Source organism: Parashewanella spongiae (genome assembly GCF_004358345.1).
In the GTDB taxonomy this organism is placed as follows: Bacteria; Pseudomonadota; Gammaproteobacteria; order Enterobacterales; family Shewanellaceae; genus Parashewanella; species Parashewanella spongiae.
The window spans coordinates 4,768,694-4,791,925 of the sequence record NZ_CP037952.1; the positions used below are offsets into that span (position 1 = coordinate 4,768,694).

Genomic DNA, 23,232 nt, shown 5'->3' on the forward strand with positions numbered 1-23,232 from the left:
ATGCACGATTTATCCAAGTTATGTGCTGTTCAATGGGTCATAGAAATGACTAAGCCAGAGCTGACACTCTGGCTTAGTCAATGTTAATTAAAAGATTTTATAGTTTCATGTCGATGATTTTTGGTGTCACAAAAATAAGCAATTCTCTTCGCTCATTTCTTTTTTGAGTATTTCTAAACAGGTATCCTAAGTAAGGAATGTCGCCCAATACAGGTACTTTATTAACATTATTGACAATTTGTTGCTGGTAAATCCCGCCAAGGACAATCGTTTGCCCATTTTTGACTAAGGCCTGTGTACCAATTCTCTGCGTATCAATAGATACGGCATTACCAACGGCTGTTGCGACGGTTTCACCTTTTGAGTCTTGAGTGATATTTAAATCTAAAATAATTCGATTATCAGGAGTGATTTGCGGTGTAACCTCAAGCAAAAGTACCGCTTTTTTAAAGGTGACCGATGTAGCGCCACTCGAAGTTGATTGAACAAAAGGAATTTCAACCCCTTGCTCAATGTAAGATTTTTGCTGATTTGAAGCTCTAAGTCTCGGGCTGGCTACTACTTCTGCTTTATCTTCTTGCTCTAAGGCACTTAGTTCCAAATCTAACAAGGTGCCGTCGGCCAACTTTGCCACATGAAAAGCAATACTCGCAGCATTATTGTTACGAGCGGGTAAATTAACATTTAAGCGATCGTCTAAATTGGGAGTGATACCATTTGCAATGTCGTTAGCACCGATTAGCGTACCTGAAGTACCATCATCGCCCTGTTGATCACTAAATCCCCAACGAATACCTATATCTTCTGCAATGTTATCTCGCACCGTAACGACTCGCGCTTCAATCAATACCTGTCGAATTGGCACGTCCAATACTTTGACAAGCCGATGAATATTTTCTATCGATTCAGCCGTATCTTTAAGCAGTAACATATTAGTACGGGCATCAATGGCGACGGAACCACGCTTGGTGAGCAAAGTGGAGTCTTCATTCTTAAGTAATTCAGCTATTGAAGCCGCTTTCGCGTAATTAATTTGAATGTACTCGGTATAAGTTGGTATTAACTCTTCAACTTCTTGTTTGCTTTTAAGTTGTTGGCTTTCACGGATTGCAAGTTCTTCAGCTGGTGCAATCATTAATATATTGCCATCCAAGCGCTTGCCAAGCCCTTTAATTTGCAATATTTTCTCTAAAGCTTGATCCCACGGTACATCATCCAAGCGCAAAGTAATATCACCTTCAACAGTATCACTGGTAATCAAGTTAAAATTATTAAAGTTTGCAATGATTTGCAATGCTCTGCGCACGGATATATTTTGAAAATTGAGAGAAAAAGTTTTGCCTTTATAAGTTTTCTCTTCTTCGACGACAGAAACAATTTGTTTTTTATCTACATTAAGTTTGAGGGTGTTACCTTCTTGATTATAGTGGTAATCATAATCGCCCTCTACATCGACTAAAATTCTTGTGGTTAAGTCGTCACGAAAAGTTTCAAAACTATTGATAGGGGTATCAAAGTCTTTTACGTCAACGATATAGAGTAAATCATCATTGATTTCAGTGTTAAAGAGTTTTATTTCGAGCTTAGCGCCCACTTGTTCAATATTAGCGGCGACAGTATTGTTGTTTAATTCAATCAGTAATTCACTGCCGCCACTTTCAGCCCGTTTGAAGTCAATGTCTTTAATGCTATTAACAGAAACTTGTGTTTGCTGCTGGGTTTCTTGTTTCACTGCATCATTGATAGTAAGACGATAGCGATTTCCAATAGTTCGGCCTTGATAGGGCAAAACCTTGTCCATACTAATGGTTAATTGCAGACTCGAACTCTGCTGCTCGACGATTAAGCCTTCAACGCCAACTTTATTTACTGAAAATTCATCTTTTTCTAAATCTGAAACGCTATCAGCAAACTGCAACACAAGTTGAATAGGATCTGTATTCACATCAACTCTAGGCACCGCAATGTCATTTTCAAACAAGAATTCGATTTCAAGTTGATGATCAATCACAGCATGGTATTTAACATCGATTAAACGGTTAGCGCTAAAAGCTTGCGGAGCAAAGCCAATTAAAAATAGCAACCCCACAATGGATTGCAAAAATCTAGTTCGCAAACACTTGGCATGCAACAACCTTGTTGTCACCAATGAAGCTTTGTTAATGGCAGAAAATTCCATTGTTCTTATCCTTTGCTCTCTACTTACTTGTTAATTCCATTGTGCTGACTCTTTCAGTCCAGCATCCAGAACCATCAGGAATTAATTCAACGATGTTCACGTGTTGTTTAGTCACGTTCACTATTTTCCCGTGATACAAGCCTAAATGCTCACCCACTCCTACTTGATAAACACTATCAGCTCCTGCCTCAATTAATGCCCAAACTTTTCCATTGGAACTTAGTGTTCCACGCATTTTTAAGTTATCTAACGCGTACGTTTCTAATTGGCCTTTTCGGCGTTTCAAATTCGGTTGTAAACAATTTTTACTCAAATCAACCGCTTCTTCTGTCAACTCTCTTGAAGGTGGTACAAACGGGCTGCGCAACAGCTCAGCTTGATATGGGTAGTGTTCAAACCGTGGAGCCTTTTTTACTGTAGGAATATGTGCAACATGTTGGGCTTTCGTAGTTGTCACAAACAGCTCAAGATCGGTGCGTTCATTCGAACAGCCCACTAATACAAAAATAATTAATCCCAGAAAAAGAATACGCATTATTTATTCTCCTTCTTTTTCGGAGAGACTTCATTCTGCTCTGTGAAGCGATATGTTTTTGCCAGAATTTCCATCGCCAATTTGCCGGATTTATCTCTTTGAATCGTAAAGTCATGAAGACTCACAATTCTGGGTAATTTAGCCACACTCCCTACCATGTCACCGATTTGATGATAGTCACCAACGACCGACATGTTAATTGGAAATTCAATATAGAAATCTTTTGGAATTTCATCATCCCAATTTAAGCTATTAATTTTTAATCCTGAGTCTGTTGCAACAAAGGTTAAATCATCGACAAGGCCCGGCATTTCATTCTGTGACGGCAACATTTTCAACAATTCAGAAAATTGTTCTTCCATCTGAGCCAACTGCTCTCGGTACAATTTTAAATTAGCAGCCATTTGATATTTAAATTTAAAATCTTTGCGCAATTGAATCTCTTTGTCTTGCATTCGACCCAAACTGTCTATCTCGTCAGAAATAAACAAAAAGTAACTGGCCACAAATACAATTAATGACACTATCACAGCAAAAACCACTTTTACTTGATTAGGCCAAACGCCAATATTTTCAAAATCAACATCATTAAACTGACTTATATCAAACTTCATTTCGCCACCTCTTTAGCTGGTAACGACATCGAAAGATCTTTATCCACGATTCTTATGCTGGTACTGAATTTGTGTAATTGCCTATTTTCAGTCTCTTTTAAAACAATCTCTTTCATTGAATAACTGTCAAGCCATTTAGAGGTTTCTACTTTTCTCATCATATTGGTGACATGATTATTCGACTCACTTAGACCCTCTATCCAGAGTAAATTGCCTTTTTTCTCGATATTGGATAAATAAATTCCAGGGGGAACGATGCGAACAAGTTCATCCAAAACACGTGTTGGTAAATTTCTGGCTTGCTGTAAATCTAAAATAATATCAGTGCGACGTTCAATATTTTCTCGTCGCTTGGTGATCGCGCGAATTTCTTGAATTTGAGTTTCAAGCAATTGAATTTCTGACTTTAGATATGTATTTCTGTCACGCTGTTCATCTTTCATCATGCCAATGAATCCCATGACTGAGTAAACCATAAGGCTTGAAAAAATAAACACTAAGGCTAATATTCCAAGGTAATCACGCTTCTTTTTTTCCCTAGCTTCTTCCCGCCAAGGCAACAGGTTTACGTTCGCCATGGTGAATAGCTCCTTAGTGCAAGTCCACACGCCATCATATATTTGCTGATGTTATGTTGAAGAATTCCTTTATCTTTATCGTCGGCGGTTAAACACCCCTTAAAAGGATCTGCAATGATTGTGTGAATACCAAGTTCATTAGTTGCAAGATTAGCCATGCCTTCTAGCTTTGCTGTTCCACCCGACAAAACGATGTAGTCCACTTTTTCATTACCACTTGATGAGCAATAAATTTGCAGTGTCCGTTTAATTTGTTGCAGCAGTTGAGTTTGAAAAGGAGACAGGACTTCAAACATATAATCACGGGGCAGCTCACCAGTGGTTTTCGCGAGCTCAGCATCCTCGTATGACATATCGTAAAAAGACTGAATGGATTGAGTGAATTGTTCACCGCCAAAGGTTTGCTCTCGAATAAAACTGGTGTCACCATTATCTACAACGGCAAAAGTGGTGATATTGGCACCTACATCGACCATCGCAATAATTTTATTGGCGGCTCCATCGGGTAACTGATCCACAATAAGTTCTGACGAACGACCTAGTGCGAAACCTTCAACATCAATCACTTTAGCTTCAAGATCGACACTATCTAACGCATCAACTTTAGCATCTACATTTTCTGTTCGGCATGCACTCAGTAGTACATCAACTTTACTTGGATCGGCGCGGTTTGAGCCAAGCACTTCAAAATCGATACTCACTTCATCGAGTGAGTAAGGGATTAAATGATCTGCTTCAACATCGATTTCAGCTTCTAACTCTTCGTCATTTAATGAGGCATCCATATAAATGACTTTCGTCATCACCGCTGAACCAGAAACAGCTGCAGCAGCATATTTAACGCCTTTAGGTAATCGCCTTTTGATGAGTTCTAAACATTCAACAACTGCTTCTGAATCACGAATATCATGATCCATTACTGATCCTTTTTTAACTGGAACAGTAATACAATTGTTAATTTTGTATCCATCCGTTGTTTTACTCAGCAAAATAGCTTTTATTTCATGGGAACCAACATCGATCCCGACCATCTGCGGAGCCAAACGAGTCCATAAGTTTGCAAGCATAGTTGGTTATCACTTAAGCGTTAATATTCAAAATCAGGTTATTATAATACAGGCATGTTATCTTTTATCGAATAAGATGTTCAATAATTATGCATTTAACAGAATGTTTCTCAATAATTATTTTTCATTTTGTATACTTTTTATCAGCTTTTGCGATCAAACACCATAACTTAATGTCCATTTAACAATAAATTCATTAGCTTAAACGAAAAAAGCGTCAACTTTTTTTCAAAGAATGGGATATTGACGTTTTAGAATCCATCATCCACATTTTTGATTTTTATGTTTATACTAACGCGTTACTTATTACACTATTTGGAATAAAATCAAGTGAAATGGCTAAAACGCATTGGAATTATTTTCACAAGTCTACTACTGCTTGGAATAGGTTCTATTGCGGCAGCTTATTTTTACGTACTCCCTGATTTACCTGATGTTGCAACCTTAAAAACCATTCAATTGCAAACACCACTGCGCATCTACAGCCGTGATGGCAAGTTGATCTCTCAATTTGGAGAAAAACGCCGTATTCCCTTAAAGTTAGAACAAATCCCTAAGCCATTATTGCAGGCATTTCTAGCTACAGAAGATGCGCGGTTTTATGAGCACGGTGGTGTTGACCCTATCGGAGTATTACGTTCCGCATTTGTATTGCTCAGTACTGGTCAAAGGAAACAGGGGGCCAGTACCATCACGATGCAAGTCGCAAGGAACTTTTTTCTTACCCGTGAAAAAACCATCATTCGAAAAATAAAAGAAATTTTTATTTCTATTCATATAGAACAATTGCTCACTAAAGATGAAATCTTAGAGCTTTACGTCAACCGAATTTTTCTTGGTCACCGCGCATACGGTGTCGGTGCCGCTGCTCAAGTTTATTACGGAAAAAACGTTAATGCGCTTACTCTACCTGAAATGGCTGTAATTGCTGGCATTCCAAAAGCCCCATCAACAACGAATCCGATTTCTTACCCAACCCGAGCCATCTCACGTCGAAATATTGTTTTATTTAGATTAAAAGAAGTCGGCGATATTTCCGAAGCACAGTATGTAGAAGCTATAAAAACACCCAATACGGCTTCATATCACGGTGCTGAAATCGACCTTTATGCTCCTTATATCTCTGAAATGGCAAGAGACTATATGGTACAAAAGTATGGTGAAGAACAAGCGTATACGGGGGGTTACAATGTTTACACTACCATCTCATCAAAAATACAAATAGCCGCCCAAGCAGCACTAAGAAATAATGTTTATGCTTACGATCAACGCCATGGCTATAGAGGCCCCTACAAAGTGTTGTGGGATTCAAGTCTGCCTGAAATGATCCAACCTGAAGTCGACATTATCCAATCGAAACTTAAAGCAACATCGAACGTACAAGATTTAATACCTGTCGCCGTGATCAGTGTTACAGAACAAAAAGTTCATGTCATAGATAAAACAGGAAAAAGCTATTGGATTGAATGGGACGGCTTAAAGTGGGCTCGTTCATTTATATCGGATACTCGCCAAGGCTCCGCGCCAAAGAGCGCATTTGATATTGTCAAAGTGGGTGAGCAAGTTTGGATTAGAGTGGTTAATGGAGCATATCAATTGGCACAATTGCCAAGCGTGTCCAGTGCCGTCGTGACACTGGATCCTTACAATGGTTCGATACAAGCGCTAGTTGGTGGGTATTCCTTTAGCCAAAGCCAATATAATCGAGTTACCCAAGCGAAACGCCAATTAGGTTCAAATATTAAACCTTTTGTTTATAGCGCTACTTTAGAAAAAGGCTACACACTCGCAACCTTAATTAATAATGCACCAATTAATGAACCAGACACTCGACAAGGCATTGCATGGCGGCCAAAGAACTCTCCTGATGTTTACGGCGGCCCAACTAGATTGAGAGAGGGATTGGCGAAATCAATAAACGTCATGGCGGTTCGAGCTATGCGCCTAGCTGGACTCACATCAACTCGTCAACAATTGCTTGATTTTGGATTCAATCCTGATGATATTCCTCGTAATGAGTCTATTGCGCTAGGTTCCCCTTCTGTTACCCCTTTGCAAGTCGTTCGTGCATTCAGTACCTTCGCGAATGGCGGCTTTTTAGTTGAACCATTCTACATTGATAAAATCACCGATCCGCACGGTGAAACCATTGAACAAGCTATACCTACAATTGCTTGTAAAAATGAAATATCGCAAGCTCAAGCTGATGATCCGTGGGCAGAAACTTTTGCGGCAATGTCTGAAGAGCATGGGATAGTTACCGAAGAAGAGCATAAAGAAAACCTTAGTTGCGAAATTGATAGCGAATTTCGCTATGCTGAACAAGTTATCTCACCGCAAGTCTCTTTTTTAATACGCCAAGCACTCAAAAGTACTATCTGGGGCGGAGGTAATTGGAGTAAAGGCACTGGCTGGAATGGTACAGCTTGGCGAGAGCAGTCATTAAAACGCCGTGATATTGCAGGTAAAACCGGTACGACCAATGAATCCCGTGATACTTGGTTCAGTGGTTTTAATCCTGATTATGTCAGCACAGTTTGGGTTGGATTTGACGATCATGCTCGAGAATTAGGTCGAACTGCATGGAATAATAACTTAGGAAAAGCACAAATATACGGCGCCGAGTCAGGCGCTAAAACAGCCGGACCAGCTTGGAATGAATACATGAGTAGCGTGCTTAAAGGGCTACCAGAAAAACCTGATACGCCTCCAGAAAACATCATTTCAGTACGCATTGACTTAGAGACTGGCAAGCTGACACGAAAAACGGATTATACAACTCGCTTTGAATACTTTATTGAAGGCACTGAGCCTACCGAGTATGTAACCGATAGTACCAGCGATACTAATATTTTTATCAATAATAGCGAAGAAGATGATTTATTTCAGTAAGTAATACCAATTACTGTAATTGGTATAAAACTGTATTTATTCAAACATAGCACTGTCAAATTGACGGTGCTATGTTGTAAAGAGTTGACATAAACTGTCCATTACCATAAAAAACCTTTATCCTTAACGCACCCTCATCTGTTTCACTTAATTATCAAGACTAACTATCCATGCTAATTTTTCTATCCATTATCGGTGGCTTTTTAATATTAACTTTTGGTGCTGAAGCACTTGTTCGTGGCGCCAGCACTATTGCTTTGCGACTGGGCATTGCACCGCTCGTTATCGGATTAACCATTGTTGCATTTGGTACCAGCGCTCCAGAGTTAGCGGTCAGCTTGGAATCGGCACTTAACGAAAAAAGCGGTATTGCTTTAGGTAATGTCATCGGATCTAATATCGCCAATATTGGACTGATCCTTGCGATCACCGCTTTGATCAAACCCATAAAAATACAATCTCAGGTTGTTAAAAGAGACATCCCGCTCATGATCGGCGTGACATTATTGTTTTGGGGGTTATTGTTAGACGGCGAACTCGATATTATTGACGGAAGTATTTTATTTGCATTATTAGTTGGCTATTTAAGCTACAGCTACTACGACTCTAAAAAGACAGGTGATATAGAAGAGGTGCCTGAAGGCAAAGAGCATCCAATCATATCGTTTTTATTGATCATTTTTGGTATTGCCATGTTGATTGGTGGCGGAATAATTTTCGTCGACGGCGCTGTCGATTTAGCGAAGTATTTTGGTATTAGTGAAGTCATTATTGGACTCACAGTCGTTGCCATTGGCACGAGTATGCCAGAACTTGCCACAGCGGTTGTCGCCGCTCGCCGTGGACAAAGTGACTTAGCGATTGGGAATGTAATTGGCTCAAATCTATTCAATATTCTTGCTGTGCTTGGTATTACCGCGATTATTCACCCTATATCAGGTGACGGCTTAGAATTAATCGACTTTGCCGTAATGCTTTTACTCGCAGTTATCATGTTGCCTTTTGCATACACGGGCATGCGCATAAGCCGCCAAGAAGGTACCTTACTTTTACTTATCTACCTTGCCTATAACGTTTATTTGGTCAGCGAAGCTATCGTATAAGTTTTTATCTAAAGCTTCTGTGAGCTCGATTATTAACAATTACAGTAACTAATCGAGCTCTATATCTAAACGCATCCATAAAGAATCTAATAATGATTGCAAAAAATAATGTTGAGTTGAGGAATTGTTTTTAACAAAGAGAAAGGAAATTGGAGCGACATATCAGGTTCGAACTGATGACCTATACCTTGGCAAGGTATCGCTCTACCAACTGAGCTAATGTCGCATTTGGTGTGAATATTTTACAACGTAAAGTTGGAGCGACATATCAGGTTCGAACTGATGACCTATACCTTGGCAAGGTATCGCTCTACCAACTGAGCTAATGTCGCATCATAACACTTTACTATTCAAAATTATTGGAGCGACATATCAGGTTCGAACTGATGACCTATACCTTGGCAAGGTATCGCTCTACCAACTGAGCTAATGTCGCAATTTTGAATCATCTTTAACGAATACCGCTGAAAGATGAGGCCGCATTATAGGGGTATTTTACACTTGTGCAAGCCTTTCTTGGCAATATTCGTCTGATTGATTAAATTTTAAATACTTTGCTGCGATAATAAACCAATTCAGCGATTGACTCTTGAATGTCTTGCAACGCTTGATGAGTATTCTGCTTTTTGAACCCTTTTTGAACTTCTGGACTCCAGCGATTCACCAATTCTTTAATCGTACTAACATCAATATTTCGATAATGAAAATAATCTTCAAGCTCTGACATGTACTTATTCAAAAAACGCCTGTCCTGACCAATGCTATTGCCACACAAAGGAGACTTTCCAGCTGGTACATATTGTTTTAAGAAATCTAACGTCTGAGCAACAGCGTCGGCTTCTGAACACTGACTGATCCTTACTCTATCAATCAAGCCTGACTCACCGTGATGTTTTTGATTCCAATCATCCATTGCTGCCAGAACGTCATCAGATTGATGTATGGCAATAACAGGTCCTTCGCCGATAATGTTGAGTTCTTTATCGGTGACTAAGGTCGCAATTTCGATAACGCGATCCGTTGCTGGCTCTAAGCCTGTCATTTCTAAGTCAATCCAGACTAAATTGCTGTCGTTTACTGGCATATCACTGCTCCAAATAAGGAAATCGGTCTCAAGAGGGTGTATCATACCCACTTTTCAGATAACGCAACATCACCTTAGGAATCTTTGTGAGCAAAAAGAAGCCCCTAAGCAAAGGCCAACTCAGGCGGATGCGGGACAACCAACAAAAACGACTACAACGAAGTAGTGAAAAACAGGCTGAAAATTCACAAGACGGCTCTTTAGGTCCAGAGCAAGCTGGGCGTGTCATTTCAAGGTACGGGCAACATGCTGATATTGAAACATCAGACGGTACAGTTAGACGCTGCAACATTCGCCGCAATATCGATAGTCTCGTTACAGGTGATGAAGTCATAGTGCGTATGCCAGTGGAGCACCAAACTCAAGCCATTGGTGTAATCGAAGCCGTTCATCCAAGACGATCATCTTTAACCCGCCCAGATCTATACGATGGTGTAAAAACCATTGCGTCCAACATCGACCAAATTTTGATTGTGAGTTCAGTGGTTCCCGTTTTCAGTAGTCAAATCATCGATCGCTATATCGTTGCCGCCGAAGATACCGGAATTCAACCTGTAATCGTGCTCAACAAAATCGATCTTATGGATAAAGAGTTAAAAGAGCTGATCGACGAAACCTTGCAAGTCTATAAAAAACTGGGGTATCAAGTATTTCAGCTCAGTAGCCATACAGGTGAAGGTGTTAGCAAATTAAAACAACTATTGGCTGATAAGGTCAGTGTTTTTGTTGGACAATCAGGTGTGGGCAAGTCATCGCTTATCAACGCTCTCATGCCAGATGCTGAACTCGTAATAGGAGATGTATCGCAAAACTCTGGCCTTGGTCAACACACCACAACAACCGCTAAATTATTACATTTAAAAGATAGTGGCGACTTGATTGATTCCCCCGGTGTACGTGAGTTTGCTCTTTGGCACCTTCCAGCAGAACGAGTGGCGTGGGGCTTTACCGAATTTCGTGATATTCTCGGAACCTGTAAATTCCGTGATTGTAAACACCAAAATGATCCTGGGTGTGCCATTCAAGAAGCCTTTAAAGCGGGTTATATCGATGAAGAACGATTAGAAAATTATCATCGCATTATTGCCAGTCTTGATGAGCAAAGACATTCTCGGCAGTTTAGAGCCGGATCTGAAGACTAATAAATAAAGGAATACCTAGACCGTGGACAAAGTAAAGATAGCACTGCAGTACATCATGCCAAAGCATCTCATATCGCGTTTAGTTGGAAAATTAGCGGCGGCAAAAGCCGGAAAAATAACAACGTCTGGCATTAAGTGGTTTATCAAACAATACAAAATTGATATGGATGAAGCAGCCCAACCAGATCCTGAATCATACAAAAGCTTTAATGATTTTTTTACCCGTGCGTTAAAGCCGGGGATCCGCCCTTTATGCACCGACGCCGACAAGCTCGCACATCCTGTTGATGGTGCCGTCAGCCAACTGGGTCCAATTAAAGACGGCGAAATATTCCAAGCCAAAGGTCATTCATACTCAACCTTAGCTTTATTAGGTAATCAGCCACAAGATGCTGAACGTTTTGCTGGCGGAGATTTTGCCACTATCTATTTGGCACCAAAAGACTACCACAGACTACACATGCCAATAAAAGGCACTCTATCGAAAATGACTTATGTGCCTGGCGATCTGTTTTCAGTCAACCCACTTACCGCAGAAAATGTGCCCGGACTATTTGCTCGTAACGAACGGGTTGTTGCAATATTTGAGACAGAAATAGGCCCTATGGCTATGGTACTTGTAGGCGCGACTATTGTCGCTAGTATTGAAACCGTGTGGGCTGGCACAGTAACACCTCCTGCTGGCAAGCAAGTATTCACTTGGGATTACCCAACACAAGGCTCAGATGCGATCACCTTAGACAAAGGCGATGAGATGGGACGATTTAAGCTTGGAAGCACGATTGTTATGTGTTTTGCAAAAGACGCCATTGATGTCTTTGCTCAAGGCGTTGAACCTAAAGCAGCTACGCGTATGGGCGCTGAGTTTGCCCACATCAAGCGATAAGCTTTATCATATGCCCTAATATCAGTTAGGGCATCAGCTCGATTCATTCTTCTTAAACTGCTTATCATGAAAAGGGCAACAGTGTTTAACACTCTGCTGTGCACGTAACCGAGAAGTTGCATTGTCCCTGTAATGAGTAACCTTTTTTGGAGGTTTTGACCTGTTTGGTGCTGGTTTGGATGTGGCTTTTTTAGGATCTTCATGAATTTTAGTCGCTTCAGTTTGGGTAGCTTTGTCATGAACTTCTGGCTTTTTTTCGCAAGCTAGTGTCGAGACAGTTTTCAGCCAACTATCACTATCATTTAAAGGGCATTTAACTTCAAGAAACTCTTTGTGTATTTTCCTTTCGCTGGTTACAAATTTGGTTAAACACCGATCTGAAGTGGAAAGCTTTACAAGATGGACACAAACCGCATTGACATCATTACCTAATTCACTCGGCAAGCACACCAATCGAACAAGTGAATCTTGGAGAATCTGATTAAGTTGCCCGATCAAGGTGAGAGTTACAGAAGGTGTTTGAGTAGTGATAACCTCACTATAGATCTTTGCAAATTGTTCAAGCTTATCAACTGGACATTCGCTAGATAACTTTTCCCACTGGGGCAGCTCTTTAGGTGACAAAGGCTCAGTATCAGTATCAGCCAACCTATAGTGATAACTACCTGACGGTACTTGTGAATGAGATAAACTATATGAAGTTGACATTGCCATTTAGTTTTTACAACAGCCCATAATCATTTCTGCTCTTAACTCTTAAATTTGAACTTGCATTAATAATCATACACCTATGCTGGACAAAGCCTGAACCAATATGAAAAATACTAATTCGCATATATTATACCTATTACAGCAAATAGCTTCCCACTCAGTAAGAGCTAAAGGGTTTCACTATGGCTCTGAATTTATTTTTCAGCTTTGTTTGGCTCTTCTTAGACGCTTGTATCTTAATCCTAAATAAATCGGTTGGGAGCGTTCATATACGCAGAAAAAATTACTGATAGCAAGGCATGAATAGCAGCAAGTAGTGGTTCTATTTGCAAAATTTATAACGCAGCTAGCTGTGGTTTTGGCAAGTATATGAATGTTCAGCACTCAACTGATGGGTGAACTAGGGTTGTTTAGTTTTGTATTTAACTTCAATAAATTAAAGCTAAATTGTGCGTTCAACCGATTTATTTAGGTTAATGTAGAGTAGGCTACTGGCTTCGCTATCGCTTATCCAGCAGCCCCTCTTCGATTCCGTGCATGAGGTTTTCCCTCACACGGCTCTGTTGTTACACTTCTCTCAGCCCCTTCACTTTGCTTATCATCTTGTCGTGGGTAAATACTCAAGACCAGCTTGGCGTAATTTTTCGTAAGCACCTCGTGATAGATACTTGCTTCGACGTTGACTTAAGCGACGATGCCAGCGATAGAACCGGTTTACTACAAATCCATTTATTCTGAAAAATACACCTCTGGGATAACCTATCTCACCAAAATAGTGTTTCCATCCCCTCAGAACTTGATTAACCTTATTTATCAGTACGCCAAGTGTATTTGAGGTTCGGTGTTTCACTATGTCTCTGATTTTATTTTTCAGCTTTGTTTGGCTCTTCTTAGACGCCTGTATCTTGATGTAACTGGTGCCTTTGATGAGGCCTGTGATCCGTTGAAAGTTAAAACCGAGGAAATCAAACTCATTCATCAGCTTTCCCATATCCACACAGTGGGTTTTACTTTGATTTAGCTTCAGACCTTCATCACTTAATTGCTGTGTTATCCAGTCCAGTTGCTCTTGTGTGTAGGTTTGCTTATGGAGTACAACAAAATCATCTGCATAGGTAACGATTTTACACGGTGTTTTTTCGTGTATTTTCAAACAGAAATCGTTGAGATAGATGTTAGCCAGTAGTGGAGAGATAACTCCGCCTTGCGGAGTGCCACATCGGCTTGCTTCTATTCGCCATTTTCTGTTGACCGTCTCTACGCTGATGGGCGCTTTGATAAAGCTTTTCAGCAAACTCAGAAAGCTGCTGTCGCTTATTCGCCTTTCTATTTTTGCCATCAACTTAGCGTGCGGGATGGTATCGAAATAGGCACTCAAGTCAGCATCGAGTACGTGCTGGTAGCCTTGTTTTAGGCTCATTTCAATGACTTTAACCGCTTGCTGGGCGCTTCGACATGGACGATAACCATAACTGTGTTCATGTAAATGAGGTTCGTAGACGGGTTGCATCACTATTGTCATCGCCATTTGCACAATTCTGTCACTGATTATCGGGATCCCAAGTTTCCGCGTTTTGCCGTTGTCTTTGAGTATTTCTACTCGTTTGACTGGGCTAGTAGTCCATTCAAGAACAAATAATGACCGAATGGTTATATCCTAACAACTCCTGAACACAAGAAACACTGGAGTTGTTATGAGGGTTAAATACCACGTTCGTTTGAGTAATGAAGAACGTTCAATGCTTGAGGCTTTGATAAAGCAGAAGAAACCACGTGTTGCTCAACATAAGAAACGACACGCCCAAATTTTACTTGCTATTGATGAGAATAATTCGCCACTGACCAATCAACAGATTGCTAAAGCACTAAACATCTCACCACTTGCAGTAACGAGCCTTAGAAAGCGTTTTGTCGAAGAAGGATTAGAAGTCGCTGTGAATAGCAAACACAGCCATCAAGGCCGCAGACGCATAATGGATGGCGAAGCCGAAGCCCACCTAATTGCACTGGCCTGCTCTACGCCTCCTGAAGGACGTTGCCGTTGGACATTAAATCTTCTTAGAGACAAGATGATTGAACTCAAATATATCGATAACATATCAAGAACTTCTGTTCATTATGCTTTAAAAAAAACGAACTTAAACCATGGCTTAAAGAAGAGTGGTGTATACCTAAAGAGGAAAACGCTGCTTTCGTGAGTGCTATGGAAGATATATTAGAACTCTATAAACTTCCTTACAATCCTAAGCGTCCTTTAGTATGCCTTGATGAAACCAGCAAACAACAAGTTAAAGAAGTTCGCAATCCGTTACCCTTAGTTTCAGGTTATCCAGAGCGATACGATACAGAGTATGAGCGTAACGGTGTCAGCAACCTGTTCATGATATTTGAGCCTTTAGCGGGCTGGCGACATGTTGAAGTCACTGAACACAGAACGGCCATTGATTGGGCTCATCAAGTAAAAGCCTTAGTAGACGGGCGTTATAAGGACGCTGAGACAATTGTATTAGTTGAGGATAACTTGAATACTCATACACCGGCTTCATTTTATAAGGCCTTCGAACCAGAAGAAGCTCGTAGGTTGATCAATAAAATAGAATTTCATTACACGCCAAAGCACGGAAGTTGGTTGGATATGGCTGAAATTGAATTAAGTATCTTGAGCAGGCAATGCTTAAACCGAAGAATACCCGATCAGGAAACACTAAATACTGAAGTCGAAGCCTGGGTTACCGAGCGTAATGAGTCCAAGGCTAAGATGAACTGGCAGTTCACGACTGAGGAGGCACGTATAAAATTAAAGAAACTTTACCCCGTACTCCCAGAGTAAAGTGAGCCTTTTAACAGAAGTTCACTGATTAACGAAATCCAGTTACACATTCGTTAATCAAAGCATGAAAAGCTAGAATCCTACTGACTTGCCAAGGGGTGGGAGGAGGTGTTTTGTTCAGATATCACTTATTTGTCAATTGATTGTGAACAAAAGTTAAGTAAGAGTTTAAAACAATAAATATCGATATATGATTCTTAGCTCTCCTATGACTATGGTTTACCAGAACAGCTTTAACTGTAGAATTCATATGAATGGACTACTAGGTCGATAGTTTTTCTGTTGTAATTGAGTTTGAATTTCTTTTAACAGCGCAACGACTTTCTTTTGCTGCTCTAGATAACTGAATGTGATGCCATCAATTCCTGCTCCGCCTTTATTGGCTTTGCATCGTCGATAGGCTTCTTCGAGTATATCTAGGCGACTGAGTTTATCGTACAAGCTGTAAAATCGAAGCTCCGAGTTAAGCTTTGAGCGTAAGTAAAGTTTTCGCTGTAATATTCTGATATTTACTGGAGTGTTAGCCATATGGCAATTTCACCTCAAAAGTTACGTTAAAAAACGGGTGTAACACTGAGCCCCTTCCCTGATGTAAAGTTATGTTGTCTTCACGGTTAACGGTACTATGGGCTCATCCGACTGCCTGAGCGCCCTATCTGAAATTTCGGTTTACCTTATATTCGGATAGTGCAAGTCACTACCTTCCAACACTCAGGCTCTCCCACGTTCACTTTATTTCCTTCAATACATGCCACTTCATATTACGCCGGAAGATCAAACAGATGCATTTACCAGTTGCTTCTCTGTTTGTGTCAGGGTTCGTCAACTAGGAAAGACTCCCCATCTTCATTTTTTGATTTACGACGCTTAACTGAATTCGCTTGATGCTGCGGCCTACATTGCATCTCAACCTTTATTCAAGGCCTTTGTCACAGGGCTTCATGTCATAGCGATTACCCATTATGCATGCCCGTCAGATTTCGGGATGAACTGGTAATTATCCCGTCAGGTACGTTTCAACCTGATGGACTTATTATAAATAACTCATGTTACGCACCGCCTAAAAATTAGTGGCATAATCAAGCTATGAACGATGAATTACTAGAGCTGTATAGCGATTACCAACTATCTAGCTTTGGACAAGTAACAGCAACAGGGATGTCAGACTTACTAGATGGTGCTTACAGTCATGATCAGGTAACAAGACTCCTTTCTACTAACGAGTTCACCAGTAAAACTCTTTGGGGAATGGTTAAATCCACTGTAAGACAGGTCGAAGAAGATGATGCCGTTCTTATTTTCGATGATACGATTGAAGAAAAGCCTTATACGGACGAAAGCGACTTGATCGCTTACCACTACGACCACACAAAAAATCGAACCGTTAAAGGGATTAACCTTCTTAATTGTCTTTACTACTCCCAAGGTGTATCAATTCCAGTATCTTATAAGTTGATCACTAAGCCAATTCCCTATTGTGATCTGAAAACTAAGAAAGTTCGCAGAATGTCTGAAACAACTAAGAATGAAGATTTTAGAGAGCTTTTACAAATTAGTTACCAAAACCAACTTAAATTCAAATATGTTCTAGCAGACAGTTGGTTCTGTTCAAATGAAAATATGGTGTTTATCAAACACAAATGCCACAAGGATTTTATCATGGCGTGCAAATCTAATCGTCTTGTTTCTTTGAGTGAAGATGATAAGAAGCATAAGAAATCACAACGGGTTGATACACTTGAGTTTCAAGAAGGGCAGTCTGTCAAAGTTTGGATATCTGGGGTAGATTTTGAGTTACAGTTATCCAAGAAAGTCTTTAAAAACAAAGATGGAAGTACAGGCGAGCTTTACTTGTTATGCAGTGATTTAAGTTGTGATGATGAGTTCATCCAAGCGGTCTATCAAAAACGATGGAACGTTGAACTCTTCCATAAAAACCTGAAGTCAAATGCGGCAATTACCCGTTCTCCAGCACATACAGTTAAAACACAAAGTAATCATCAATTTTTATCAATTTATAGTGCATTTAGGCTTGAAACCTTAGCTTTAAAACTGAAAATGAATAAATTTCAACTGAGGGCGAAACTGTATATAAAAGCATTAAAAACAGCCTTTACAGAACTTCAAACTCTAAAAGCTGTTAGTGCGTAACATGAGTAAATAATAACGTTGCTGTCTCTGGTTTATGGCCATGTAATCGCTTGGCTGCGTATACGTTGAGACAAATCCCGCAACAGAATAAAGCGCTTCGTGGCGCTCCCTAGAAACATCAGTTGACTGCGTTCTCAAGCGTAGAAAAAATGGCTGATAGTAAGGCGTAGCTTGCAGCAAGTAGTTATTCTACTTGCAAAAGTTACAACGCAGATAGCAGCCATTTTAGCAAGCTTGTGAGCGTAGAGCATTTCACTCATTGGGTGAAAAACATGATAATAAAATTATCGTATTGCTCAAACAGTTACTCATATACTCAGCGTTCAACTGATGTTTTTAGGATAAATAGAACAGCCAAATATACACTGGGTGCCCGACTAAAGCATTCGGGCATGACGTTTGCGATTTAAGGAAAAGCTTATGAATTCTATGATATTTATTAATCCAAAGTTTGATAGTCACCTAAATCAAAATATTTTAATGAATTTAAATATTTAACCAGTGTCTTAAGAATAGAATAAACTCGTTGTATAAGGATATATACCAATGGCACTAACTTAAGAATTACTTCTGATATACCTTAAGCCTACGTGCTTGCTTTCTTGAATGTTGTAACCTTGGTGTCGGTTTCGGTCGCCTTTTCTTTGCTCTCGGTTCTTTTCTCCCTGGGCGATTGCCAACGATATGCTCGCCGATAATATCTGCTATCACATCCAATAAAGTGTCAATGATCCCTTCGGTGGCTTGCAAAAGTAATATCTGAAAATCTTGTAATGCGTCATGTGCGGCTTTAAAACTTGCCTCTCTAGGCGATATTCCTTTTTTTTTCTGCCGCTCGGCACATAAGTGCCCTTATCATGTTGTAAACTAACAAATGAACATCAATTTCCTTACGCACCATATCTGGACTACCACACCTTAAAATATCCATTTTCATCATGGTCTTGATTGACCTAAAATCCAACTCGATATGCCATCGTGAAACGTATAAATCAATAATATCTTGCTTCGGATAGACTTCTTTATCCGTGAGCGTGGTAACAATGATACGTTTCTTTGTTCCTACCATTCTGACGATAAGCTCTTCTGGCACTTGAGCGTAATCCTCTGGGGTCATCCATTCTGGACAGGATGGACGAATTAGCTTAAATAAACCATCTCGCTTACCCAGCTTTTCTTCACAGGTTCTGAAATCGACATTTCTGGCTCCGTTTTTTTCGAAAACAGCATCAACGCCTAACCCCATTAATCCTGCAAGAACAAAGTAGTTTTCGAAATTAGCATCTCCCAGCACAATGTCACTTTGTTTCAAGTCTGACTGCATACTTCTTAATAGTGCCTGCTCGCCAGTACCTTTCCCTTTACAAGGTGAAACAGCCGAGTCAATGACTGCACCGCTACCCAAAGAAATTAACACTAAAATCCGCAGCTGAGGAAAGCCCAGCCCTTCTTTTTGTGATTTAGGTTGAGGGAATTGGGCTTGGTTCTCGTGCGTATCAGGCATAGATAGTGTTGAGCCGTCAGTTAATAGCACTCTACGACCATGCCATAAGTATTTCCCTTGAATCGCTTCATCTAAGTTTTTTCCTGATTTCTTCAATAGCGATTTAATTGACTCTGGAGATAACCGTTTTCTTGCTTTACAGTAGGGACCTGTAATTGTGCTGTTTTTCTCTCGACCTATAGCAATTTGATCTCTAGCGTCACTGATTAGTGTGCAACGACAAGACTTGTTTTCACTGGCAACTTGCTTCATGAAAAGCGAAAGTGTGTGGCAGGCGGGATACTTGCGTACTCTTTGAGTATTATCTTTTTGAAAATCTTCTAAATCTTGCAGAGTGAGAATTGAAGAAAGTTCATCTTCTTCCGTTTGAGCAAAGCGACGTAACAATTCTGGGGCATCATTGAAGAATTGGCGAGTTGTAGTATTCATGGCGTGACACTAGAAAAACCTTAATCTGTATGATTTACTCTCTATTGTTCAATTAGTAAACCTTCAGCTAAATCTTAAGTTAGTGCCATTGGGATATATACCGTAAATGAAGCTTAAAAAAATAATAGTTAATTTGGCACTTTTTTTTGTTGCTTTCAGTACGAACGCAAATCAAAATAAAATAGACTGTGGTGGTATAAATGAATTAGAACTGATGAATAAACATCAGTTTATCATGCTAGGAGAAATACATGGAACGGTTGAAGTTCCTAAATTATTTGGTGATATTGTTTGTCATTCGGTAAACAAAAACAACAGAAACATAGCAGTAATGCTTGAGTTGCCTGCCAGCTTACAAGCCAGTTTAGATCTATACATGGCAAACGACATCAACGAAGATAAATTTCTTGCTCACCCTGTTTGGTCTTCCAAGTGGCAAGATGGGAGATTCAGTGTTGCCATGTTGGGTTTAATCAATAAATTAAAAACGATAAAGCAGCAATACCCGCAAAAACTTGATGTTTTTCTCGTTGATTTATTCAAAAACACCAATAATAAACCTAAGAGTCAATACTTGGCTAATAACATCTCTAAGCATCTATTAGGAGACTACCAGAAAACGCTAGTTTTAACTGGTAATTATCATAATAGGATTAACTTACAAGAGGAGAATTCGGCAGCAACAATATTGAGTGACTTCAACCCGTTTAGCTTAACCATTAAAGCACCAAAAGGTAGCTATTGGGCTTGTACTGGTCCCAAGCCGAGCGACTGTAAAGTGAATATTTTCAATAATGAACAAGTAGTAAAGCGTGAAGGTCTTATTCTTTTTGAAGAAAAAAAGCGTTGGCATGGAGCTTATCAATTTAAAAAGATAACCTTTTCACCCCCAGTTAGACCCTAAGCTGGATGACCTGCCAAGCATGCTTTTGCCCCAAAGTTACTTAGAGCTTTTTATTCACAAAAGTCTAATTGGGGTTGCAAGTCAGATTATAAGGGATGTCGCAGTTCAAATAATACCAATTTAAATTTCAACGCTTAATTTGTCATACCTGCGAACGCAGGTATCCAGCGACTTGTGCCCAAATTAACCAATGGACTCCTGCGTTCGCAGGAGTGACGATAAAATTGGTATACATTCTTCCGCCACGTCCCTAATACCGCAACTTTTCACTTTTATAGGGTCGGTTCATTTAGAGTGATAATGGGCTGAATAGGCAGTAAGAAACAACTATATATTAATTAAAAAAACCATCTGGAGCATCAGCTATCATTTGAAAAATTTTGTTATATTCCTGTGAGTGTGACTTTTTTTGTATAGCTTTAGTTAACATCTGAGTTTCAGATTGAGGGTCAAGTGTCTGTTTTATGTAGAGCTGTAAGTGGGTAATAGTTTCTTTTTTTAGATAGCGAAAAAATTCAAACTGCAACTCAGGTCTACATGTTTCAGCTATAACTCTTATTTTAATTACTTCTTTTTCATTATTAAGACAGCAATCTGGAAATAAATGATTTCTTGTTAAAAATTCTTCTGCAAAACCTAAAGTTATAAAATCTTTATCGTTACGTTCAGCCATACTGTTAAAGTACGTATGGACAGTGTTCCAAAAGATTTTTTCTTCTTTTTTTTCTGTGTTAGTTCCGTAGAACTTGATTTGAGAATCTAATTCAGTCTGAGTTGGTAGTCCATGGTTTTGCCTTAACAATTTATTTAAAAAACATTCAAATGTTTTTTTTAATTCAGTCGTAGCCATCGACTCAATAATGGCAATTAAATCAGCAGCTTCAACGCCTAAAAGAGAAGATGTTTTCAACTGTAATTGATAAGCTTGTTCGTGACCAAGGTGATTTTCTGGTGATGTACCAGAATGATACCATGGCGATACAGATAAATGACACTTTCCCAAATTTTGGTATAATTCTAGTGTATTAGCGCCTTCATAGAATACAGGTAAATCACTAATTGAAACCATATGCTCGAATATGGCTTTTGGTAATGAATATTGATGAAATAGGTAAATACACTTTCCCCGAGATAGAGTTATCTCTCTAAATTCTTCATCATCTCTTATCAATTTTATTGTATCAGTTGCAATGGATTCCCACTGGCATTCAATATCTCTATCGCCAGTACTTGAATTAACAATAAATAAAATAATAATTTTCTTTTCAAAAGACTCTAATTCAGATTTTATTGCTTCAATGAAGCAACATAAGTTGAATTTTCCGCTGTCGGAACTATTGTAGCCATGAGTTCCATATGAGAAGCTGATGTGAGCACTTTTTCTTTCGTATTGGTCTGTTATCCACTCAATCGATTTAATATTATTTTTTGTAGAGTTAAGCATCAAACTTCCAATTTGAGTAGTGTCTAAAAGGCATGAGTTTAGTGTATTAACTAAGTGCATAGGATAATACTTACTTTCAGAGTAACCTGAACTTTCTTGCTGTACAATACGATTAAAAACTATTTCATTATGACTTATCCATAAATATGGAGAAATTATAAAGTAATTGCGTTCACTAAGAAGCTTAGAGCAACCTAAAGTTGATATCGTAAGTGATTTAGGTATTTCTTGAAGAGGATTCTTTGTTAACAGTATCTCGCAATTCATGCCATCTATTAATAAAACGCTCTTAATAGATGTTATATCTAAATTAGGTAGCATTAAGGCTAATTTTCTTATGGTTTCGGTATCACCAGCATCTACTACTATTTGTACAGTTTGACTTTTAGATATATAAGACCAACTCCGTATAATATCTAATGTTACATTTAGGTTTCCAAAGGCAGGTCCCAGCGAAAGATAAATCCTAAGTATTGATACCTTATCAACCCGTTGTCTTACTTTTGTTAATTGGCTAAGGTAAGCATCAGCAGACAAAAATTCAGAGGGCTGGGCTGCAGAATAGAGGTTGGAAAAATCACGTTTATGATTTAAATAGTGCATTGATTGAACGCCTAACTTAGAGTTTTTTTTCCTCCCTTCTCTTACGTTATATTCTTTGTTGTTAGCTCCCTTAAGTATCTGGCACTCTGATGAACAAGCAATTGGCTTTACACTATAAGTATCGACTGAAGTAACTGCTGTTCTTAATTCCACTAGTTGACTCAAATAAAAGATAATATAAAAGTATATCTATTTTTTTATGCTGGTTAGTTAAATATCGTTAATACCTTGATAGCTCCAAATCATTGGGTGCTCAGCCTAAATAATGTGAAGATATAAGAAGAAAGTTCCTTTGTTTTAAAAAGTTAGGAACATGTAAAGGTTATATGTCCACTTAGTTCTTTCTAAATGATGTTAGCTAAAATTTCAAATTCAAAAAAATGCCAGATTTTGCTGTTTTAACCTTAAAAATAAGGTTAAAACTAGATATTTTTACCGAAATGGCGACTAAGTGGTTATAAAGGTGAAAGCCATTTACAGGTATTTTTATTTGTTCGCTTACAGAAAATCAATAAGTTAAAAAACTAACATCAATTAGGCTGAACACCCAAATCATTTATGTCCAAAAACGAGTCA

General features: G+C 39.2%; 19 protein-coding genes and 3 tRNA genes. 7 read left to right on the top strand and 15 right to left on the bottom strand.

The features are described from left to right. Window positions 1–97 precede the first annotated feature (97 nt). The 5 genes from E2I05_RS18805 to E2I05_RS18825 are packed head-to-tail and all read right to left on the bottom strand — an operon-like array spanning window position 98 to window position 4,973. Complete coding sequence (locus E2I05_RS18805; RefSeq protein WP_121853841.1) at window positions 98–2,179, bottom strand: type IV pilus secretin PilQ; 2,082 nt, start codon at window positions 2,177–2,179, stop codon at window positions 98–100. Between the two features lie 19 nt (window positions 2,180–2,198). Then, window positions 2,199–2,714 carry a pilus assembly protein PilP gene (locus tag E2I05_RS18810; protein ID WP_121853842.1) on the bottom strand — a complete coding sequence of 172 codons (516 nt, stop codon included), beginning with the start codon at window positions 2,712–2,714 and terminating at the stop codon, window positions 2,199–2,201. Then, complete coding sequence (locus tag E2I05_RS18815) at window positions 2,714–3,328, bottom strand: type IV pilus inner membrane component PilO (RefSeq protein ID WP_121853843.1); 615 nt, start codon at window positions 3,326–3,328, stop codon at window positions 2,714–2,716. The genes E2I05_RS18810 and E2I05_RS18815 overlap by 1 nt, the downstream gene beginning before the upstream one ends. Continuing rightward, the gene (locus E2I05_RS18820; RefSeq protein ID WP_121853844.1) at window positions 3,325–3,906 is read right to left on the bottom strand and encodes a PilN domain-containing protein; all 582 of its coding nucleotides are present in this window, start codon (window positions 3,904–3,906) and stop codon (window positions 3,325–3,327) included. The genes E2I05_RS18815 and E2I05_RS18820 overlap by 4 nt, the downstream gene beginning before the upstream one ends. After that, window positions 3,894–4,973: a pilus assembly protein PilM gene (locus tag E2I05_RS18825; protein ID WP_121853845.1), complete on the bottom strand. Its 1,080-nt coding sequence runs from the start codon at window positions 4,971–4,973 to the stop codon at window positions 3,894–3,896. Before E2I05_RS18825 ends, E2I05_RS18820 begins: the two co-directional genes overlap by 13 nt. Window positions 4,974–5,303: 330 nt before the next feature. On the opposite strand from E2I05_RS18825, the gene E2I05_RS18830 reads away from it, so the two are divergent. Together E2I05_RS18830 and E2I05_RS18835 are read left to right on the top strand one after the other, a co-directional pair. Next, window positions 5,304–7,865, top strand: a complete 2,562-nt coding sequence (locus E2I05_RS18830) for a penicillin-binding protein 1A (protein WP_121853846.1) — start codon at window positions 5,304–5,306, stop codon at window positions 7,863–7,865. 170 nt (window positions 7,866–8,035) lie between these two features. Next, window positions 8,036–8,968, top strand: coding sequence for a calcium/sodium antiporter (locus E2I05_RS18835; protein ID WP_121853847.1), 933 nt, complete (start codon window positions 8,036–8,038; stop codon window positions 8,966–8,968). A gap of 150 nt (window positions 8,969–9,118) precedes the next feature. Here E2I05_RS18835 and E2I05_RS18840 read toward each other — a convergent pair. From E2I05_RS18840 to orn, 4 genes are all read right to left on the bottom strand, one after another. Further along, window positions 9,119–9,194 (bottom strand) — tRNA-Gly (locus E2I05_RS18840). A 30-nt stretch (window positions 9,195–9,224) separates the two neighbouring features. Then, window positions 9,225–9,300: transfer RNA gene (locus E2I05_RS18845), tRNA-Gly, on the bottom strand. 28 nt (window positions 9,301–9,328) lie between these two features. After that, window positions 9,329–9,404: transfer RNA gene (locus tag E2I05_RS18850), tRNA-Gly, on the bottom strand. Window positions 9,405–9,506: 102 nt separating this feature from the next. Further along, window positions 9,507–10,052: an oligoribonuclease gene (orn, locus tag E2I05_RS18855; protein WP_121853848.1), complete on the bottom strand. Its 546-nt coding sequence runs from the start codon at window positions 10,050–10,052 to the stop codon at window positions 9,507–9,509. Window positions 10,053–10,138: 86 nt separating this feature from the next. Here orn and rsgA point away from each other — a divergent pair, with 86 nt between their 5' ends. Together rsgA and asd are read left to right on the top strand one after the other, a co-directional pair. Beyond that, window positions 10,139–11,194, top strand: coding sequence for a small ribosomal subunit biogenesis GTPase RsgA (gene rsgA, locus E2I05_RS18860; protein WP_121853849.1), 1,056 nt, complete (start codon window positions 10,139–10,141; stop codon window positions 11,192–11,194). A 22-nt stretch (window positions 11,195–11,216) separates the two neighbouring features. Then, complete coding sequence (asd, locus tag E2I05_RS18865) at window positions 11,217–12,080, top strand: archaetidylserine decarboxylase (protein ID WP_121853850.1); 864 nt, start codon at window positions 11,217–11,219, stop codon at window positions 12,078–12,080. Between the two features lie 33 nt (window positions 12,081–12,113). Here the strand turns inward: asd and E2I05_RS18870 are convergent, their stop codons facing one another. Continuing rightward, complete coding sequence (locus tag E2I05_RS18870; RefSeq protein WP_121853851.1) at window positions 12,114–12,794, bottom strand: hypothetical protein; 681 nt, start codon at window positions 12,792–12,794, stop codon at window positions 12,114–12,116. Between the two features lie 595 nt (window positions 12,795–13,389). After that, entirely contained in the window at window positions 13,390–14,445 is a 1,056-nt protein-coding gene (ltrA, locus tag E2I05_RS18875) for a group II intron reverse transcriptase/maturase (RefSeq protein WP_133309804.1), read from the bottom strand. Window positions 14,446–14,485: 40 nt separating this feature from the next. Between ltrA and E2I05_RS18880 the strand changes: the two genes are divergently transcribed. Further along, window positions 14,486–15,621 (top strand): IS630 family transposase gene (locus E2I05_RS18880; protein ID WP_133309486.1). Its coding sequence is split into 2 segments (ribosomal slippage): window positions 14,486–14,909 and window positions 14,909–15,621, totalling 1,137 coding nucleotides; the frame shifts between segments, so codons are not numbered across the junction. 246 nt (window positions 15,622–15,867) lie between these two features. On the opposite strand, the gene E2I05_RS18885 is transcribed toward E2I05_RS18880, so the two are convergent. Continuing rightward, window positions 15,868–16,149 carry a hypothetical protein gene (locus E2I05_RS18885; RefSeq protein ID WP_133309805.1) on the bottom strand — a complete coding sequence of 94 codons (282 nt, stop codon included), beginning with the start codon at window positions 16,147–16,149 and terminating at the stop codon, window positions 15,868–15,870. A gap of 558 nt (window positions 16,150–16,707) precedes the next feature. Between E2I05_RS18885 and E2I05_RS18890 the strand changes: the two genes are divergently transcribed. Beyond that, on the top strand, window positions 16,708–17,772 hold the full coding sequence (locus E2I05_RS18890) for an IS701 family transposase (RefSeq protein WP_133309569.1): 1,065 nt from the start codon (window positions 16,708–16,710) through the stop codon (window positions 17,770–17,772). Window positions 17,773–18,336: 564 nt separating this feature from the next. Here the strand turns inward: E2I05_RS18890 and E2I05_RS18895 are convergent. Together E2I05_RS18895 and E2I05_RS18900 are read right to left on the bottom strand one after the other, a co-directional pair. After that, a complete protein-coding gene (locus tag E2I05_RS18895) occupies window positions 18,337–18,522 on the bottom strand; it encodes a hypothetical protein (protein WP_133309406.1) in 186 nt (61 codons plus the stop codon). A gap of 55 nt (window positions 18,523–18,577) precedes the next feature. Next, on the bottom strand, window positions 18,578–19,705 hold the full coding sequence (locus E2I05_RS18900) for an IS4 family transposase (protein WP_133309806.1): 1,128 nt from the start codon (window positions 19,703–19,705) through the stop codon (window positions 18,578–18,580). A gap of 106 nt (window positions 19,706–19,811) precedes the next feature. Here E2I05_RS18900 and E2I05_RS18905 point away from each other — a divergent pair, with 106 nt between their 5' ends. Continuing rightward, entirely contained in the window at window positions 19,812–20,609 is a 798-nt protein-coding gene (locus E2I05_RS18905) for a hypothetical protein (RefSeq protein WP_121855225.1), read from the top strand. Window positions 20,610–20,943: 334 nt separating this feature from the next. Here E2I05_RS18905 and E2I05_RS18910 read toward each other — a convergent pair whose 3' ends face one another. Then, window positions 20,944–22,809, bottom strand: coding sequence for a hypothetical protein (locus E2I05_RS18910; RefSeq protein ID WP_121855226.1), 1,866 nt, complete (start codon window positions 22,807–22,809; stop codon window positions 20,944–20,946). Window positions 22,810–23,232: the final 423 nt, after the last annotated feature.